General features: G+C 61.2%; 3 protein-coding genes. 2 read left to right on the top strand and 1 reads right to left on the bottom strand.

What is annotated here, in order from left to right; all coding sequences use genetic code 11:
• Positions 1 to 2,860, top strand: a 2,860-nt coding sequence (locus VHD36_00460) for an SdrD B-like domain-containing protein (protein ID HVU85763.1), incomplete at its 5' end; no start/stop codon positions are given.
• Between the two features lie 71 nt (positions 2,861 to 2,931).
• Here VHD36_00460 and VHD36_00465 read toward each other — a convergent pair.
• Positions 2,932 to 4,602 carry a BBP7 family outer membrane beta-barrel protein gene (locus VHD36_00465; GenBank protein HVU85764.1) on the bottom strand — a complete coding sequence of 557 codons (1,671 nt, stop codon included), beginning with the start codon at positions 4,600 to 4,602 and terminating at the stop codon, positions 2,932 to 2,934.
• A 531-nt stretch (positions 4,603 to 5,133) separates the two neighbouring features.
• Between VHD36_00465 and VHD36_00470 the strand changes: the two genes are divergently transcribed.
• On the top strand, positions 5,134 to 18,555 hold the full coding sequence (locus VHD36_00470; protein HVU85765.1) for an NF038122 family metalloprotease: 13,422 nt from the start codon (positions 5,134 to 5,136) through the stop codon (positions 18,553 to 18,555).
• Positions 18,556 to 18,866 lie beyond the last annotated feature (311 nt).

Below are 18,866 nucleotides of genomic sequence, written 5' to 3' on the forward strand. Positions count from 1 at the left end.
GAACTTCAACTCGGAAATTCTCAATGCCGGGCTCGAACAGACGATCCTGGCATCGGCCACCGGTCAGCAGACCGCTTCGGATTCGGAGACGTTGGCCACCAATCAGCTCACCTTTGGCTCGGCCTCGGTCACGATCGTCAACGCGCCCCCCGTGCCCGCAACGTTGTCGGGCCGCGTGTACGTCGACAGCAACGGCGACGGTACCTTCGACAGCGGCGATTCGGGGTTGGGTAACGTAGTCGTCGCGCTGTTCGATTCGTCCCACAACGCGGTTGGTTCGCCACAGATCACCGCGGCGGACGGTAGCTACTCGTTCACCAATCTCGCTCCGGGCACGTACTCCGTGGGCGAGGTCAAGCCGACCGGCTTCTTTGAAACCGCCGTGAATGTCGGCACGGTGAACGGCGCCTCAAGCGGCACATCCAGCGGCCTGGACACGATCAACTCGATCGTTCTCGACTCGGGTTCGACCGGCGTGGACTATAACTTCGGCGTGCAGGCGCCCGTCGGTCTGTCGGGCACCGCCTATGTCGATCAGAACAACGACCAGACATTCGACACCGGTGATACCGTTTTGGCCGGCGTCAGCGTGCAACTGCTCGACTCGACCAACACCCCCGTCGGTTCACCGAAAGTGACGGACGCCAGCGGCAACTTCTCCTTCACAGGTCTGGCGCCGGGAACTTACTCGCTCAAAGAAACGCCCCCCGCCGGCGCGTTTGCCACGGCGGCCAACGTCGGTTCGATCAATGGCTCGCCGGTTGGCACCGCCAGTGACAGTCAGACCATCTCGACCATCGCGCTGGGATCGGGCCAGGCCGGCACCGGATACGACTTCGCCCTTGGACAATTCGGGACAATCTCGGGCACGGAATTCATCGACAACGACGCCAATAACTCCTTCAACACCGGCGACTCGCCGCTGCCGGGCGTCACGGTCCAGTTGCTCAATGCGGCCAGCCAGGTCGTCGACTCGAAGGTCACGGCCGCCGACGGAACTTACGCCTTCACTAATGTCGTGCCAGGCACCTACACGGTGCATGAAACGGATCCCGGTAACGGCCTGGTGCCCACCAGTTCCACGATCGGCAACGATAGTGGCACACAAGTGGGCGTCGACACGATCAGTTCGATCGTGATTGGCAACGGCACGGTTGCGTCAGGGTACAACTTCGGCACGCAGAGCAACATTCCACCGATCGTGCAGGTACGGTTAGCGGCTACGGCGCTCGACGGCAGCGCGCTGCCCTCTACGATTCCCGGCGGATCGAAGTTCTGGCTGTACGAGTATGTGACCGATTTGCGGCAACCGACGAGCGACGCGCTGGGCGTCGAAGAGGCCTATTCGACGATCACGTTCGACTCGTCGAAGTTCCAGGTGGTGAGCCCGCTCACTTTTGCCCCGAATTATCAGTTCAGCGAATCGCCATCGAATGGACAGGCGCCAACGAACCTGGCCAACGTCGGCGCCTTTGCCGGCACGACCAGCTTCCCCTCGTTAAACTTGGGGAATCAAGGGAGCCAGGAGCAGCTTGTCTTCCAAGTCGAGCTCGAGGCTGTGGGCGGTGGCTCTTCGGACATCACCGTAGGCCTGCCGACCAGCACGCCGTTGAATCCGCTCGGGATCGCCGTGTTTGCCGATCCGCCGGCGTTGGATTCGCCGCTATTGACGGCCTCGCAAGTGCATTTCATCGGCCTGAGCAATTTGCAGACGACCGAGCCGACGTTCGTATCGATCGATTCGCCGGTGACGGTGACAAACAGCAGCACGGCCGGCGCCACCACGCCGTTGAATTTCACGGTGCACCTGAGCCAGCCGTCGCCCGTGCCGATCACGGTCACTTATACGACGCAAGACATCGGCAGCGATAATGCCGTCGGTGGCAATACGGCCTCGACACCTGGCGCGGATTACGTCCTGCCCGATTTCGACGGCACGCCCGCCAATGAAAACGTCGGCGAGTTCACCATACCCGCCAACACGCAGGACCTGACAGTACCGTTGGTGCAGGCGATCGGGAATTCCCTGAACCAGGCCGACAAGAGTTTCCATGTCGTCCTTACGAGTGCGGATAACAACATCGTCGTGTCGCAGTCGGCGAACTCCTCGCAAGCCGTTATCCAGTCGGCGGTGCCGCAGCCCACGATCACGGTGCAGCCGACTTCCGGAAGCGAGGGAGATGTTGCCACCTTCAGCGTGACCGTCTCGGCCGGCAGCGGGCAAACGATCACGGTCCACTACGAGACGACCGCCAGCAGCCCGCAAAGCGCGATCCCGGGAACCGATTTCCAAGTCACCTCGGGCGACTTGACGTTCTTGCCAAGCAACACGGGCTCGACGCAAACGGTGCAGATCGCTCTGCCATTCGATCCGAGTGAAGTGCCGCCCACGACGTTCCAGTTCGTGCTGTCGGCGGCCACGAACGCCACGCTATCCGGCGGCCAGTCACAGCTCGCCGTGCTCGGCACGATTCTGCCGCCGGCGACCGGCAGCCTGTCGGGATTTGTCTATCACGACATCAACGGCAACGGCCTGCGCGATGCGGGCGAAACGGGATATGCCGGCGTCACCGTTGCTCTGACGGGTACGACGATCTTCGGTCAGCAAGTGAGTCTGACGACCACGACCGCGGCCGACGGCTCGTACGTGTTCAGCCACCTGGTGGCAGGGCATTACGTCATCAAAGAGACGCAGCCGTTGATCTTCCTTGAGGGGCTCGATCACATCGGCACTCAAGGCGGCGATGCGTCCGTCCAGGATCAATTCACGATCGATCTGGGGAACGGCGTCGCCGGAACCAATAACAACTTCGGCGAAGGTGACGTCAACCCGAATATGTTCTGGTGGCCGTACTTCTAAAATCGGCCCTATCGACAGTCGTAAGAGAAGCCGTGCGCGCCGCGCCTCAATTGTCGAAGTGCGGCTGTCCACTACCAGCGATACTCGAAGCCGGTCGTAAAGCCCTGCAGCCACATGTCGGTCGGGTTGTTGAGGAACATCGGCCGTGCGACGACTTGCGGCGCACCGGGCGTATAGGGCGGATTGACGACGAAATCGATCTCGTTCCCCGGTCGTACCAGCCGCGTGATGTACGTGAAGTTGTAACCGACCGTGGCCCGCCAGCCGGGCGTGATCTGATAGCCGAGCTTCAGGTTCAGCTCCGGAATCATCGAGAACTGGTTGCGGCGATAGACGCCCATGTTGCTGGGCTGTGTGAGTAGGCCGCCGGCATAGTCGGTCGATGTGGTGCCGGTGCGAACGCGCGTGAACCCGTCGATGTTGACGATTTCATTCATGTTGCCCAGGGCGATCTTGCCGGTCGTTTCCAGCACCCAGCGGCCCTTGCGGATATCGCTGAACAGCCCGATATCGCCACCGTTGAAATTGTTCTTTACCCCGAAACTATCCAGGTTTTGAAAGCCTGCGCCAGCCGGCAGTCCGCCACCGACGGTATTGATGTTGTCCTGAATTTGAATGCCTTCCTCAGTGCGGAACCAGCGGTAGCCGCCCACGAGGAACATGCGATGGTCGTGCAGCAGGTTGACGCCGATCAAGCGTTTGAGCAGCACATTGGCCGACTGGATCGAGCTGGACGAGGTGATATGGATGCTACCGTCGAGATTCAACGTGCCACCGCCCGGCCCCACGAAGTTCGGGTACGCTACCAGCAGCGCCGATTGGGCCGGCGGCTGCGCCGGTAAATGCGGCGGCGGCGGCGTGAGTGTCGGCGGGGCTGGATTGAAGTAGGGACGGGCCAAGATAGGGTCCGACGTGGATCCGTTACTGAAGATCGACGTGGCGTTGTAGTTCGTCGTCTCGGTGCCGAGGGCGTAGTAATTACCTTCCACGGCCAGCACGTCGCCCACGAGCCATGCGCCCAGGGTAACGCGGCCGCCGCTGCGCATGTCCGTATTCAGCCGTTGGTCGCCGAACAGGATGCTCGTACCCGGCTGGCCCAGAACGCCGGCCTGGTTTTGCGGAGTGCCCAGCGGGCTGGTGGTGACCAAGGGGGGAACGTGATTTCCCTTGACCCAGAAGCCCAGGTAGTCGAAATCGGCCCACATCGAGCGGCACGAGTAAATCTCGTTCCACAAGACGTTGGTCGTAGGCACGGAGCGGACCGCCGCCATGAAACTGCTCATTTGCTGCGGCGAACCGTAGCCGTCGCAGTCGCCGTCGACGTATTCCTCGTCGCCGCCGGCTTGAGGTGCTGATGGCACCTCTTCGCCTGCGGAGTAGTCGTTGTTCGTGGATGCGTAGTGCATCATTTGCGGCGCGGGGACATTCCCTTGTGTACTTGCCATCAAGGCATTGATGCGGTTGTTCGCCGATTGCGGAAGTACGGCGACCTGAGGATCAATAAGCTCCGAAGCCGCGGACTCGTCCGCTCCGAAGCCAAACGAGGGGCCCAGAGAGGGCGCCGATACCTGGCTGATCGCCGCGGCCGGCGTGTTCTCGACAGCCGCAGCTTTCGCTTGCTGCCGTTTGAGGTAATACGAGTCGACCACGCCCTTGGTCGGAGTGGGGGCCCGGGGGGATTGTCCCCAGGCGACCACAGCGAACTGGGCAATGGCCGCTATCAAAACTGCGACGCGGATCATGCCTATTGACCCCCCGATGAAAGTCCAAACCGTCGGCCGGCCGTGCCAGTTCTGACGGTTGTGCGGTATATGCCAGATCGTCCGAATGATCCGATTCTTCCAAAGAATCGGGGGCTCCCGGCATAGTCTCCCGCGCTTTCCGGAGTGATGCGGGGCACGTAGCTTTCCACGGTCCCTCATTCTGCCCGCGGCAGTTACGAGGCGCGGTCGTGTTTGCATGCCCGCGGGAGGACTGTCGGCAGCCCCTGGACGGAAACTGCGCATACGGCTGCCAGGCAGGGGGCGTCAGCTTCGGAAATCGGGGGGCGAATCGTCTCCGAGGACCGTTTAGCGCGAGCGAAGCAAGGCGGGGGGTGACGCGGAGAGTGCCGCAATTTCGCGATTCGCAAACTTTAACTTTTTAATTGACTATTCTGCCACCCCAGCGGATATTCGGTAGAACTTTCAATTTTTTCCGTCCCCGATAAGGAACAGAGCCTCAACAGGGCCCTGCGGTGGGCGGGATGCGGGTCAACAGGGGAGGGCCTCTCCGTGGGTTTCTGGCAATTGTCTCGCGCGCGCCGGGCGCTCTTTAGTAAGAAGAAGGATTTGCTAGGTGCCACGCTAGCGCGGCGCAGCTCCAACCTGTTCATCGAACCGCTCGAAGAGCGCTTGCTGTTCTCGATTGCGCCGACCTTGGTTTCGGTCATCAGCAATATCCCCACGGACGGCGCCTCGCTGAGCACGGATCCCAACCATCCGACCGCCTTCACGCAAGCTCCGCAGCAACTGATCCTGAATTTCGACAGCAGCCAGACCATCGACCCCACGACGCTGGCAGCCGGAATTCAGATCGTGCGCGCGAATGGCGACAGCATCATCGGCAATTCAAACGACATTGCGCTGGTCGCGCAGCCGTCGAATCCCGTGGCCACCAAGTCCTACGATTACTTCGAGGGGATTCCCGAGCAGACCAACCAGGTCGTGATTCGTTTTCTGAACACGCTTCCTGATGACACCTATCAAATCTCGGTCACCAGCGCGCTGAAGAATACTTCAGGGCAATCGGTCAGCAATCCTCAGTCGCTCAAGTTCTCGCTCAACTACGGCGCCCAGGTGTCAGCCGTCGTGCCGCAACCGGTGACGCGCGTTAACGGAGTGCTGACGCAGGCGGCAAACCAGATTCAGGTTTATTTTACGAACGACACGCTACAGACGCTGCCTGGGACGAACAACCTCGATCCTTCGCTGTTTCAGTTGATTTTCACGGGCGCCAACGGTGGCACGGCCACAACGGCGGACGACGTCACGTACAATCCCACGTCGGTTGTCTACGACTCGACGTCGAACATGGCGACGCTGACGTTCTCGAAAGCGCTCGACCAGCTCGGCAGCGGGACCGGCACGTTCCGTCTGCGCATCGGCGACGATGCCGTGAATGGCGGCACGTCGACGGTCGATGTCGGGAACAGCTCGAAACTCCCGTCGATCGCCGGGTTCACGACCTTCAGCGGAGCGTTTCCGGTTGGCCAGCTCGATTCGGCCAACACGCTGGTCTCCAATAGTACGCTGCTCACCAACGCCCAGATTGCAGCCCCCGATCCCAACAATCCCGACGATCCCCTGCGCGACCCGCTCCTTTATCCCGGAGGCGTGACCGATCCGGGCCAGCAGAATCAGCCGGCGCCGACTTCGAGCGACACGCCGATGACGGGCCAGATTCCGGCAATCGATACGATCGACGATTCGAATCACTTTTACAGTTCGCCCAACATCGATCCAAGTTCGGGAGTCAGTCCGCAGGCTACCTTCGGACCCGACTCCGCTGCCAGTGGGATCACGACGCTCTATTACAACTTCCGTGCCATCTATGGCACCGATCCGTTGGGCAATCCGCTGATCAATCAGATCACGGCGCAGCAAGAACAGGACGTGCGCGACATCTTCACGCTGTGGGGGCATTACCTCGGCGTGCAATTCGTCGAAACCGCGACGCAGGGTTTGACGATCGCCACGGGCGACACGCGGGCCGTCGCCTCGTACATTCCGGTCACGAGCCTGAACGGCATCGAGGGGCTCAGTCAGATCACCGGCGACGACAACACCGTTACGACCATCCCTGTTGCCATCGTCAGCAATCTCACCGACTGGGGAGCAAGCGAATACGGCGGCGCCTATTTCCAGCAGGCCATGCAGCAGATTGGTCACTACCTGGGCTTGAACCAGTCAAACGACCTGCCCGGCTTGCAAGTCATGGGCAGCTCGGGCGCCGCGACGGATACCAGCGGCAACCCGATCACTAACACGCCGGAGCCGGTGCTGCCGGGCAACTTCGACATCATGGACGGGCAGTACCTGTACCGCCCCGACGGCAGCGATATCAACGTCTACAGCTTCTCGCTCGAGCACTCGGGCACATTCTCCGCTGAGACGATCGCGCAGCGCGCGCCGGTCAGCAGTCTGCTTAACACGGTGCTGACGTTGTACGATAGCTCGGGCAATATGATTGCCCGCAACGACGACTATTTCGGTTCCGACTCGTACATCAATGTCCCCTTGCAGTCTGGGCAGTACTACATCGTCGTCACCAGCACGGGCAACACGGATTTCAATCCGAACGTGCCGTTGAGCGGCAATGGCGGCACGACCCAGGGTTTCTACGACCTGCGCTTGAGCTTCAACCCGATTCCGCCCGACAAGCAGTTGACGGACATCGGCGGTCAGGCGCTGGATGGCGACCTGGATGGGATCGCGGGCGGGGATTTCAACTTCTGGTTCCAGGTCGGCGACTCGTCGAACACAATTTTCGTCGACAAGACCGCGGCAGCCGGCGGCAATGGCAGCCTCACGAGCCCCTTCAATAATCTGGCAACCGCGCTCACGGCCGCCACGAGCCTTTCGGCCGGCGGCACGAAGGAAGTGATCCTCCGCATCGAAGGGAACGGCGGAGCCGACGGCAACGTTTCGACTCTCGGTGACGATGTCGCTTACGAGATCGGTCGCAATTCGCTCGGCAATCCGCTATCCGACGGCACGACCTTCAACGTGCCCAAGGGCGTCACGGTGATGATCGACGCCGGGGCCGTGCTGAAGCTGCAGGGCGCGAATGTGAATGCCGGCACCTTCGCACAGGGTGACAACCGCAGCGGCGGCGCCATTCAAGTCCTGGGAACGCCGCACCAAAGTGTGTACTTCACTTCCGATAACAACGAGTCGATCGGCGTCGACACCAATCCGCTGCACACGACGCCGCTACCGGGTGATTGGGGTGGCCTGGTATTCCAGAACGATTCGGATTACGAGCAGAACGGCGTCTTTTTGAACTACGTGGCGCACGCCGACATTTCTTACGGCGGCGGTCCGGTGAACGTCGTCGGCCAGCAGCAGGTATACACGCCGATCGACCTGGTCACCTCGCGGCCCACGATCCTGGACAACAACATTCACGACAACGGCAATGCAGCGATCAGCGCCGATCCGGACAGCTTCCAATTCAGCCTGGTCGAGGGAAACAGTGCCGCGCAAGGCGGAACCTTCATCGCCGACTACAATCGGGCCGGTCCGCTGGTGCATGGCAACGTGTTGGCGCGCGACAGCATCAACGGCCTGTTCATTCGTATTCGAGTGAATGCTGGCGAACCGATCGACGTCTTGGACGTCACGGCTCAATTGGCCTCGACCGACATCGTGTACGTGCTGTCGCAGAACCTGGAGGTGCAAGGGGAAACCGGCGGGAACGTGGCCCTTGACGCCAATGGCCAGGTTACCGACACCACCCTCGCGGATGCCGATGGTCAAGCGCGCCTCAGCGCCGGCGGCGGCGTCGGCAACCTGGTGGTCGATCCCGGCGTGATCGTCAAGAGTAACAACTCGCGCATTGAAGTCGGCATGGGCGCGCAGCTCATTGCCGAGGGGACTTCGGCCAAGCCGATCATCTTCACCTCGCTATTTGACGACACTTACGGCGCCGGCGGGGTGTTCGCGACGACGGGCAACTTCAGCAGCATCGGCAATGCCGGGGACTGGTCGGGCTTCTTCTTCAATCCGATTTCCACGGGCAGCTTCGATCACGTCGAGATTACGGATGCCGGCGGCATGTCGTCGATCGAGGGCGGCTTCGCCGACTTCAATGCCGTGGAAATCTACCAGGCCACGGTGCGTATCGCCGATAGTGTCATCGAAAACAACGCCGGCGGCGCCGACTCCACGAATCGCAATGGCCGTGGCTCGAATGCGGCCGCGGCAATTTACGTCATCGGTGCTCAGCCGGTGATCGTCAACAACATCATCCGCAACAATAAAGGCGATGCGATCAGCATCAATGCCAACAGTCTCAACGCGGAAAACGTCCCCGATTGGGGGCGCAGCACCGGAACGCTCGGGCGCTTCACGCAGTTTGACGACAATTATGGTCCGCTCGTGCGGTTGAACGTGCTGCAGGGCAACGATATGAACGCCATGGAGGTTCGTGGCGCCACGCTCGATACGCAGTCAATCTGGGACGATACCGACATCACGCACGTTTTGCTAAGCAACATCGACATCCCGAATTTCGAGAGCGTCGGCGGCCTCGAGCTGAAGAGCAGTCCCACGCAGAGCCTGGTCGTCAAGCTCGCCGGACAAACGGCCGGCTTCACCGCCGGCGGACAGCCCCTCGACATTTCCAACCGCATCGGCGGCACGTTGCAGATTCTTGGCACGCCGGGTCATCCCGTCGTCCTCACTTCGCTGGGCGACAACACGGTGGGGGCCGGCGTCGACCTGTCGGGCAATCCGGTGCTCGTCACGGTACCGCCGACTCCGTCGCTCAATATTCAATTCGAATTCGACTCGACGGTGCCGACTGCTGCCCGCGCGGCTTTGCAGCAGGCGGCTGCCGCCTGGGCCGCGGTCATTCACACGCCCGTCACGATCACGATCGACGTCAGCTTCGCTCATGGATTGCCGACGGACGTGCTTGGCGACACGTTGCCCGTGTTCGCATCGCTCGACTACGACCAGGTGCGCTCGGCGATGATCGCCAACGAGCAATCGGACGACCAATTCCTAAGCCTGCTGCCGACGTTCTCGCAGCTTCAAACGACGTTCCCGGACAATACTTATACGCTCAACAGCAGCATGCAAGTGGCCCGGTCCGAGGCGCTAGCCCTGGGCTTCAGTCCGAATGTCCTGCCGACGCAGGTGTCGAAGGTCGATGGCAAGACGCCGGTCGACGCGACCATGGAGTTCAGCCTCGATTTCCCCTTCGATTTCACTAATTCCGACGGCACGACGGCGGGCGACGTCGACTTCACGGCCGTAGCGACTCACGAGATCGGCCACGCGCTGGGCTTCGATAGCGCCGTCGACGACATCGTGGGGGGCGTTAAGCAAGTCAGCATGACGCCGCTCGACATGTTCCGTTTGGCGCCGGGCCAGGGGGCTACGAATTTCACCAACGCGCCGCGCCTGCTCGAGTCCACGGCCGTGGGCACGCAGGTCTTTTACGACGGCGGAGAGTTCGACAATCCTTCGTTGATGGTTCCTGGTTCGACGGCGGGCGATATCCCGCTCTCGACCGGTACCGACTTCCAAGCCAGCCACTGGGAGTACCGTGGTGATCTCTCGTCCACGACGCCGATCGGCATCATGGACCCTGTCATCCTCAACGGCGAGCACATCCAGCAGACCGACATTCGAGCGATGGAACTGTTGGGGTGGAATACCTCGAGCACGGCCGGGGCCGGCGCCTGGCAGGGGATCACGCTCACGCAATACGCCAATGACCGCAATGTCGCCCTGGTCAACGAGCTGGAGCCGTCGTATACCGGTTCGACCGGTGATACCAACGGCGCGATTACCACGGCGCAATCGCTCGGTTCGTTGGCCCCCGACCAATTGAACGGCGACGAGAATCTGCGCCTGGGTTTCACGGTCAACGGCTCAATCAGCTACGACAACCCGGCGGATCAGGACATCTATTCGTTCCAGGGTACGGCCGGTACGGAAGTGTGGATGCAGATTTCCAACACCACATCGTCCCTCGATACGGTTTTGCAACTGGTACAAGTCGCCAGCGACGGGTCGACGACCGTCGTGGCACAGAGCGACAACGCCTACGCCGAACTGACGACCCCGGGGTTGATGCAACAGGAAAATCTGGCGATCAATCCGAACGCGTATTCGACCTCAACGACGACCTACGCGCCAAATCCGCAGCCACTGGCGCTCGGCAATTTCTCGGGCGGCGTTCCGTCGTTGGCCAACGACTTCCAGCCCGATCCGACCGGCGTCAACGCGGAGTTGTACAGCAAGAACCAGATGGACGCGGGAATGCGGGTGACCTTGCCGGGAACCGCCGGGCAGACGTTTGCCTACTACGTGCGCGTACTGAGCAAGAACGGGCAGACCAGCGGCCAATACACGCTGCAGATCCGCCTGCAGGAACAGCCCGAGGTGGCAGGCAGCACCGTCCAATTCGCCGATATCCGCAATGCGACGACAGCCATCAACGTGCAAGGGCTGCCAGACAGCTCGCCGCTGACCAGCACTTCTACGCAAGTCTTCAATCCCAGCCTGGTCAACGGGATCTCGAACGATACGTTCAATGGCGCGCAGGACCTGGGTAACCTGCTGACGAGCGACCAGAACATCATCAGCGTTTCCAGCCAGTTGGTCAACGCGGCACAGGTGCAGTGGTACAAGTTCACGCTCGACTACGCGGACGTGCAAGCGATCGAAGGGGGTACCGACGCCAACCAGTCGTGGGCCACGATGTTCGACATCGACTATGCCGGCGGCACCGCCCGCCCGGACCTCACGCTGTCGGTCTTCGACGCGCTGGGCAACTTGATTTACATCAGCCGCAACTCGAACGACGTGGGTGACCAGCCGACCCCCACCGCTTCGGCGCAATCAAACCTTTCGACGGGCTCGTCGAGTCCGCTCGATCCGTTCCTGGGTACGGTTCAGTTGCCGGTGGGCGCGAGTAAGACGTACTACGTCGCCATCAGCTCGGACGCGGAGCTGCCCACGGACCTGTCGCAGACGTTCCTGCCTGCGGCCAACAGCCCCGAGGCGATCGCGAATCCGTCCTTACCGACGGTCCCATTGGCCTTGTCGCTGGAGCGCATGGAGCCGGTGGATAGCGTGACGCGGATCGTCGAGGATCATATCGATCCCACGGTTCCCGCTGGCTCGGGCGCGCTGTCGCAGTTGCCGCTCAATCCCGGTGGCGGCTACACCACTTCGGATGGTAGTACGATCAATCCGACGACGACGTCGATCCTGCCGATTGCGCCGGCGTTTATTAACAATCCCAATCCGAATCAGCCCAGCTCCGTCGTTAACGCGCTCGCGGCCAACGTGGTGTCTTATGGGCTGGGGGATGTGCCCTTGCTCATCGCGGCGGAAAACGATAACGCCGTTCCCACCCAGTTGTTCTCGGTGAATGCCGCGACAGGCGCCATCAACAACAACGGCAACCCCATCGGCCGAATTCCCAGCGTCAGCGGCGGCAACATCGCGGCCACCAGCACGATCACGATGCGCAGCGACGGTTTGCTATTCGGCGATCAGACGATTCTGACCCCTAACGCGAACGGCGGCGATACGGTCCTCATCGATCCGTCGAATGCGCTGGCTTACGTTGACGGGCCTGACAATATTGCGGCCGGGCAGATCCCACAGTTCTCACCGACGACTCCGCCTCCGCCGCCAAAAGTTCCTAACAACGCGGTCACCACCGATCCCACACAGGCGGTCGGCGGGATGACCTTCATCGACACCGGCGTGGGACACGGCACCATCGACTCCTCCGACACCGACCATTACTACGCCTACTACGCGGTGACGGACAATTTCGGGGTCTCGCACTTGTACCTGGTGAATCCAACCAATGGCACTGCCACCGGCAACACGATCTTCAATCCCGTGCCGCTCAATGGCGCGGGAACGTACGGGCCGAACGACGGCACCATGTACATGGATCCCACCAAGCTGAATTACGTTCCCTTCTCGGGGAACGAGTATGTCACGAATAGCGATGTTGGCACAGTGACCGGACTGGCGACCGTGCAACAACAAGGCGTGATCATCCAATTCCCGCCCGCGTCACAAATCGACGACGGCGCGGTCTTCAGCATTTCCGACTCTTCTCACACCGACAAGTTCGAGTTCATCTTCACCCAAGGCGAGAATACCGGCACGAACATTCCGATATTGATCTCGCCGACCGACGATGCCGCCACGGTCGCCACGAAGGTCAAGGGCGTGCTCGATTCACTCGTTCCGTCGAAAACGAACATCAACCCCAATAACCTGAACATCGCCACCGAGCAAGACGGCGCCTTCCTCACCGTTATTGGGGCGTTTGGCGTCAATGGTGGCACTGCGCCTATCAATACCTTCGGCTTACCAGAAGGAGGTCAGGCGGTATATGGCGTTACGGCCAGCGGCCAGTTCATTTCGATCAACACCGAATTCGACTCGATCTTTTTCAACGGGAACCCGCCGCAGGGCATCGTCAAAAGCATTAGCACGTTGGGCATAAACGTCCAGTTCGCTGGCCTGTGCGCGCCCCCCCAAGACCTGGACATCAACGGCGACGGCTTCGGCGGCGACCTGTCGAATATCTTGTTCGCCATCACCACCACCGGCGATATTTACGCCATCGACACCACGCTCAACAACGGTGCCGGCGGGATCGTCACTTCCGTACCTTCGAAGGTCGGTGGCGCGACGGTGAACCTGTGGCCCAACGGCGCCAATCACCTGAGCACCGGGATTCACAACGTACAGGGCCTGGCTTTTTCGCCCGTCGACGTGAATCTCTGGCATCCGACGACCCTGGGTGCGACCGATCCGGGACATGGAATCAACGCCGCTCCGGACAACAGCCGCGACCTGGGCACGAATCTCCCGGGCACAAACAACACCGACGTGGCGGGCGGCGCCAGCTACTACTTCGGTTTGGAAGACTACGAGAGCAACAGCCCGGCGACCGCTCCGTTCCATTACCTCTCGTACCCGACGCTGACGCAGTTCGACTCGCCGACTTCGCTCATTACCGGCGCGCTTCCGGGCACGCCCAATGCCCAGTACGGCTTTAATCTTTCCAACGAGCAGCAGGCGCTCACGGCGTACAACGCGGGTGAATGGCCCATTCCGGCGGAAGTCACCAGGAACAGCCTGCAGCATTTGCTGATCGGCAACAATGACTCGGCGCCGGGAGGAGCGCACGGCGACTTGATCACCGATTCGTTCAGCCTGGACGGCTATTCGGCCAACGACGTGCCGACGTTGTATTTCAACTATTTGTTGTCGGCCGGCTGGAACCAGTCGACAGAATCAGGAGCGGACATTGCGAAGGTGTCGGTCTCGACCGACGGCGGCGCCACCTGGAAGGTCGTGGCCAGCAACCAGTCTTCGGACATGGCCCAATATCAGTCGGTATTTTCCAACACCGGCTCGGGCAACCCGCTGCAAGGAAATCAGTTCCTGTTCAACGCCCCCTTGGTCAACCCGGCCGACCCGACGCAGGGCATTATCGACACCTGGCGACAAGCGCGCATCGATCTGTCGCAGTTTGCCGGTGATTCGAATATCAAGCTGAAATTCACGTACGTGGCTACGGGCGCGAACGACCAGGCTTACCTTGCCAACGGCGGAAATAACAGCGCCGGCATTCAAGCCGGCCTGGCCATCGACGACATCGAGGTGGGGCTGGCCGGCCGCGGCGAAATGGTCACGCAGGACCCCAACACGCTCAACAAGTCGACCGATCCGACGACGCTGAATTCGATCACGACGTTTTTCACGGTTCCGCAGCCGCCCTCTGGCTCGGCCACGCAATCGCTGGTGGGCGCGTACGAGTTGTCGATCCGCCGTGGCCAGGAATATGCCACCACCCAGTTCGGTATCAGCAACGCCATCGCCGTCGATCCCACGAAACTGCTCTTGGGCAGCGACCGGTCCGAAACGAACTATTCGATGCTCGCGCCGGGCATGGTCGAGATGGATCTCGATTCGTTGATCATTCCGGCATTTAGTTTCTCCCTGTATGAGAATCCTGCGGCGAATCTATCGGCGCCCGCCACATTCTCCATCAGCGATGGCTTTGGCAATTCGAAGACATTCGAGTTTGACTCCGAGACCTTGCCGATCGACACGAGCAATCCGCTTGATCCGATCATTGACTACATTCCCAACGGCGTCGCCTCGGGCAATGTCGGTATTCCGTTCTTCTCGCTCAATCAGGACGCCCTGGTTCCGCTCACGCAAGTGCAGCTGAATCAACTCAATCAAACGATCGTCAACACCATCAATGCGCAAACAAGCAATTCGTTCCGTGTGCGGGCGGTGCTCGACCCGTCGGGCAAGATTTTCCTGATTCCCACGACTTCGCAAACGGCGCAGGTGAGTGTCGACGTGAGCAATTCCGTGGGATTGCTCAATACATCACCGCAGATCGTGGCCGGCGATACATTCACTCTGAGTGATGGCGTTTACAGTCGCACGTTCGAATACGTTCTCAAGGGCGGTACCGTCACTACCAATGGGCAACTACTGCCCGACGGTAATCACGCCGTCCTTTTCACGACCGCGGACAGCCCGAACACGGTCGCGACGAATATTCTCAAGGCGATCAACAGTCAGACCAGTTCGCTGTTCGGAGTATCAGCTTCGATCCAAGGCTGGAATGGCACTGGTCCGCAGCCGAACGGGCCGCCCACCAGCAACCAGATCAACCTGTTCGGCGCGCAGGTGCTGTCGAACGGCGTCCCGGGCATCACCGTGCTGAAGTACGACAACCGCGGCGACGTCAACCCGGTACGGGCGCAAGGTGAATTGATCATCGCCAACAACGATATCCGCAACGCCTCGAATTACGGCATCAACGTCACGCCGGCGGTGCGCGACGCCACCGACGCGCAGCAGCAGTCGGCGGCCAACCTGCTCACGCTCAACAATTCGGTCAATCAAAAGTCCGTGGCGGTGCCGCAAGGTCCGCTGTTCCCCGGAAGCAAGAATTTCACGTTCGGCCTGGGTCTCGTGCCGGGCGTCGTGATCGAGAACAACATCATCGACAGTGCCGGAACGGCCGGCATCAATTTCACCGGCGACGCCGATACCGACTCGCAGGGCAACATCATCCCGACCGCGGTCGTTGCGTTCGGGAAGATTGTCAATAACACGATCTACGGCGGCGGCTCGGGCGTGGGCATCGCGGTCTCGAAGAACTCGAGCCCGACCTTGCTCAATAACATCCTCGCCAACTTGTCGATCGGCGTGATCGTCGATCCGTCGAGCTCGACGACGGTGCTCGGATCGAACTTGTATCAAGGCAACACGCAGAACACAGTGGGCACGGGCTTGGGATTCTCGGCCGCTACGCCTTCGGCCGCTGCGCCCTTGTTCGTCAACCCGACGCAGCATAATTTCAACCTGCTCGAATCCAACAGCTCGGGCTTGCCGAACCTGGCCATCGACAGCTCGACGCAGACGCTCGCCGATCGCCCCGCCATGACGGCGGTCGATAGCCCGGTGGGAATCGGCGTGGTCAACGGCGTGGTCGTCGGTTTCCCCATTATTGCTCCGGCCACCGACGAGACGGGCAAGCTGAGGATCGCCGACCCGAACGTGCAGTCCAGCGGCGGATCGAGCGGAAGTAACATCTTCATCGATCGTGGTGCGCTCGATCGCAGCGATTTCACCGCGCCCACGGCCGCGCTGTTCAACCCGGCCGACAACGGTGCGACGGATCAGGATCCCACGCTGAACAGTGTCCTGTACGGTGGTGGTCCGCTGCCGAATTTCCAGATTCAGCTCAGCGATGGCACCGGTTCGGGCGTCGACGATTCGACGGTTTCCACGGCCAGCTTTGCCGTCTACATGGACGTTCCGGCCGGCCAGAATCCCGCCAACTTCCCGCAGGATTTGTTGACCGACGGCAATCAATACGTCTTTACGTACGACGCCGTCAACCACATCGCGCGATTCACGCCGACGATTGGCAGCTGGGCCAGCGGCCACTCCTATACGATCGTGGTGGCCAACTCGGGTCCCAACGCCATTAAGGATCTCTCGGCCAATCCGCTGAACCCCAATAGCGACTCGGGTAACACGGCCGGCCTGACGATCTTCCAAGTCTCGATCCAATCGATGAACTTCGGTACGGCACCGGCGCCGTATCCGACAACGCTCGCTCAGAACGGCGCGCGGAACATCGTCAACGGCGACGGCCTGTTCCTCGGCTCGAGTGAAAGCTCGTCAGCCGACGGCCAGCCCAATGTCAACGCCGGTAACGGTCAGTTGGGCAACGGAGTCGTATTCGGCACCTTGGTGCCCGGCACCGTCGGCTCGGTAGTCGTCACCGCGTCGAAGTCGGGTGGCAATCTCAACGCCTGGATCGATTGGAAGGGAGACGGCAGCTGGGCCGACGCCGGCGATCAATTCGTCTTCTACAACAATCCGCAGCTCACCGGCACGCCCGTAACGACGCTGAATGCCGGTGCTCAGACGCTGTACTTCGCGGTGCCCGTCACCAACATTACGACCACCTACGCCCGCTTCCGGCTCAGTAGCGAGAGCGGCCTCTCCTACACGGGTTTGGGACAGGACGGCGAGGTCGAAGATTACAAGGTCGCGATCCAGCCGACCACGGCCTACACGGTGGTCCTGGCCGATCCCTCGAGCGGCAAACCGCTACCGATCGTCAACGGCAACTACGTGGTCCTGCCGGGGGCCAGCTTCGTGGCCCAGGTCTATGTGAACGACACGCGTGCGGTGGGAGCGACGGGCGTGACCCAGGCCTTCGCCGATTTGACGCACGATAACAGCCTGGTCAGCTGGGTAGCGAATTCGTTGGTCATCGCCTTCCCCAACGGTCAAAGTGGTACGCCGAACGCCGGCGGCCAGACCGATATCGACGAGGCGGGCGGCTCGCTCAGCGGCGCCCCCAGCTCGCCGGGGACGCCGGAGCTGCTCTTCTCGGTCACGGGAACCGTTTCGGCGAGTGCCCTCCCCAATGGAACCATCGTCAATTTTGCGACCGCCCCCGCCACCGGCGCCGGCCATACGACGTTGATTTCGGGTACGAGCACTCCTGTGGTTGCCACCTACGGCCAGGCCAGCCTGATCATCCCCAAGGGTATCTGGCAGAATCCAAACAGCCTGTTCCAAGAAGATGCGACCGACGTCTGGAGCCCGGACATCAACAACGACGGTTTCGTGAACCTGAAAGATATCGTCAACCTGATCACGACCTACAACAGCATAGGTCAGGTCGGTTTGTTCGGGCCGACCTACCCGATTGCGTTCCCGACTTCGACGGGGCCGTACATCGACGTCAACGGCGACGGGTTCTTCAACCTGGGCGATATCGTGGCCGAGGTCTCGTACTACAACCAGTTCGGCCCGAGCGTTGCTCCGAACCAGACCGTTGTGACGGGACAGCAGGCCCACTTCGCGATGGCGCCTGCTTCGCAGCCAACGGGCTCACAAGAGACAATGGCCTCGCAGCAGGTGACGGCAGTTCAGCAAGTGAGCGCGAGCCAGGCCGTGGCTCCCTCCCAGACAACAACGACGCAGCAACCGGTTGTCGTGGCCCAAGCCACGGCCGCGCCAGCTGTCACCACGGTGGCCACGAGCAGCGTGCAATCGTCGATTGTCAGTATGTCGTCGACGGTGGCCAGCAGCATGTCGGCGCCGGCGGCTCAGGCTGCGGCGGCCGACTCGGTGTTTGCTTCCGACAGCTTCGCCGATCCGATTTCGGCCAATACAGAATGGTCAACCGGCTCGGTGGCTCAGGCGTCGGTGGCGGCCCGCTCGGTGTCCACCACGGCGTCCAGTGGTTCCGGCAGCGATTCAAGCGCAGTTTCCGCCGCGGTGGCCCGCTCGCAGGTGTTCGCCGAACACTCGCAAAGTGTCAGCTTGTTGGACGGAGATGACGACGATTCGGATCTGACCTTTGGTTCGCTCGGGTCGGACAACTAGCCACACGGCTCTACGAGAACCCGGCGCGGCATCGGCCTGGCTTGGTGCTGACCCGGCGCGAGGGCTGCGCCGCACTGCCCGGCGGGGTTGTCTGCGGGAGTCCAAAGCAGCTCTGCACAGGGCCTCGCCTTGACACTTTCCCGCGATGTACGCCCCAGCCAAGGCGTCTCCCGAACCTTCCTATTGTGCCGGTCGTAGGACGGGTGCGGGCGTCCGCCGTGCGGCTAGTCGTTTCGACGTAAAGCAAGTTCCTTGCGGTGCTTGTTAGCCGTGGATACCCTGGAAGAATCCTCGGCGCATTCCTGCCGAGC

The sequence above is a fragment of the Pirellulales bacterium genome, assembly GCA_035546535.1.
In the GTDB taxonomy this organism is placed as follows: Bacteria; Planctomycetota; Planctomycetia; order Pirellulales; family JACPPG01; genus JACPPG01.